We start from the raw sequence: 1,885 nt of genomic DNA on the forward strand, positions 1-1,885 counted from the left end.
GGCCGCGCGGCTGGGCCGGGTGATCGTGCTGGAACTGGCTCGCGCGGGCTTTGACATCGCCCTCCATTATAACGAATCCGCCCCCGTCGCGACGGAAACGGCGGCGGAAGTCCGCGCCCTTGGCCGCCGGGTGGAACTGTTTCAGGCCGATCTGTCGCATGAACAGGCGGTGCGCGGCCTCATGCCCCCGGTTACGGAGCGGATGGGGCCGGTGGGCGTGCTGGTGAACAATGCCAGCGTATTCTGGCGTGATGAATGGGACAGCGCCACGCGCGCAGGGTGGGATGCCCATATGGAGCCCAATACCCGCGCGCCCTTCGTGCTGATGCAGGATTTCGCCCATCAGCTTCCGCCACGGGCGTCCGGCATGGTGCTGAACATGCTTGATGAGCGGGTGTGGTCACTGACCCCGCATTTTGTCAGCTACACGGTGTCCAAGGCAGCGCTGTGGACCCTGACACGGACCATGGCGCTGGCGCTCGCCCCGCGCAACATCCGGGTCAATGCGATCGGTCCCGGTCCGGTCCTGCCCACGCCCAGGCAGACGGCGGAACAGTTCGCGCGGCAGTGCGCGTCGGTGCCGCTGGGCCATGCCGCCACACCCGATGAAATCGCCCGCGCCGCGCTGTCACTGATCTGCCTGCCTTCGGTCACCGGCCAGATGCTCGCCCTTGATGGGGGCCAGCATATGCAGTGGAGCCCCGCGGGCGCATCGGCCTGAATGCCTCAAACCACCGGATTCGCCATGTTCATGCTGCCCCCCTGGAATGACCCCGTGCCGTTACGCTGCCTGTTCGTGCGCAACATGGTGCTGGATGCCAATATCGGCATCTTCGCGCATGAACAGGGGGTGACACAGCGCATCCGCGTCAATGTCGCGTTCGGCGTGCCCGATGACCTGACGCAGGCGGTGGGGGCCGATGAACTCGCGCGCACGGTCTCCTACGAACGGGTCGTATTGCTGGTCCGTGAACTGGTGGCGCAGGGGCATGTCGGGCTGGTGGAAACGCTGGCCGAACGAATCGCCGCCGCCGTGCTGGCGGAACGGCGGATTCGCGTCACGCGCGTACGCGTCGAGAAACTCGACATCTTTGACGATGCCGAATCGGTGGGCGTCGAGATCGAGCGTCGCAATCCCGCCGCCTGATGCGGGCGGCCCGGCGTAATGTCCGGGCCAGACGCAATCAGTTGTCGTGATCTTCCTTGTCGGTTTTCACGTCGATATCGGCGCTGCTGATGTCGTCATCGTCGTCATCATCCAGACCGGCGTCATCGGGCAGGACGTCATCGGCGTCCTCGTCCTCATCCGTGTCCAGATCGACATCGACATCGTTGTCGAGCGCGTCCTCACTCGTCTTGGGCTTGGATTCGGGGGCAGCTTCGACCGGGCGGCGCACGCGGGGCGCTTCCACCGGCTGTTCCGCGCCGCATTTCGGGCAGACAGCCGGATTCCGGTCGAGATCGTAGAAACGGGCGCTGCAGGAGACACAGACACGCTTGGTGCCGAGGTTGGGCTGAGCCATCTTGAACCTGTCGATCCTGTTATGATGATGAATGAAGCCACAATAGCGGGACGTGGCAAAAGGCGCAGCCCCATGCCAGTTTGCGCGTATAATGTCAAACGCCGGGTTCGCGCCGGTGCCACAATCATGCCGATCCGAGATTGACTTTGCCACCCGGAATACGGAATTGGATGCGTTATGAAAACCGATCATGTCCAATCCTCCGCCCGCGCGCTGACGGTTCATGCCCCGCGCGCGCCCCTGTCCGGTTCGATTCTCGTGCCGGGTGACAAGTCGATCAGCCACCGTTCCCTGATGTTCGCGGCCCTTGCCCGCGGCACCACGCGGATCACGGGCCTGCTGGAGGGCGAGGACGTGCTGCG

At 64.6% G+C, this 1,885-nt stretch carries 3 protein-coding genes and 1 pseudogene; 3 read left to right on the forward strand and 1 reads right to left on the reverse strand.

Going from position 1 to position 1,885, the window contains the following annotated elements; translation table 11 throughout:
• Nucleotides 1-721, forward strand: a 721-nt coding sequence (locus tag JCM25156_RS15265; RefSeq protein WP_025813764.1) for an SDR family oxidoreductase, incomplete at its 5' end; no start/stop codon positions are given.
• 24 nt (nucleotides 722-745) lie between these two features.
• Nucleotides 746-1,147: a dihydroneopterin aldolase gene (gene folB, locus JCM25156_RS15270; RefSeq protein ID WP_025813766.1), complete on the forward strand. Its 402-nt coding sequence runs from the start codon at nucleotides 746-748 to the stop codon at nucleotides 1,145-1,147.
• A gap of 37 nt (nucleotides 1,148-1,184) precedes the next feature.
• Here the strand turns inward: folB and JCM25156_RS15275 are convergent, their stop codons facing one another.
• Nucleotides 1,185-1,523, reverse strand: a complete 339-nt coding sequence (locus JCM25156_RS15275) for a TIGR02300 family protein (RefSeq protein ID WP_025813767.1) — start codon at nucleotides 1,521-1,523, stop codon at nucleotides 1,185-1,187.
• Between the two features lie 177 nt (nucleotides 1,524-1,700).
• On the opposite strand from JCM25156_RS15275, the pseudogene JCM25156_RS15280 reads away from it, so the two are divergent.
• A pseudogene (locus tag JCM25156_RS15280) lies at nucleotides 1,701-1,885 on the forward strand (3-phosphoshikimate 1-carboxyvinyltransferase); the annotation flags it as partial.

Source organism: Komagataeibacter kakiaceti JCM 25156, assembly GCF_000613305.1.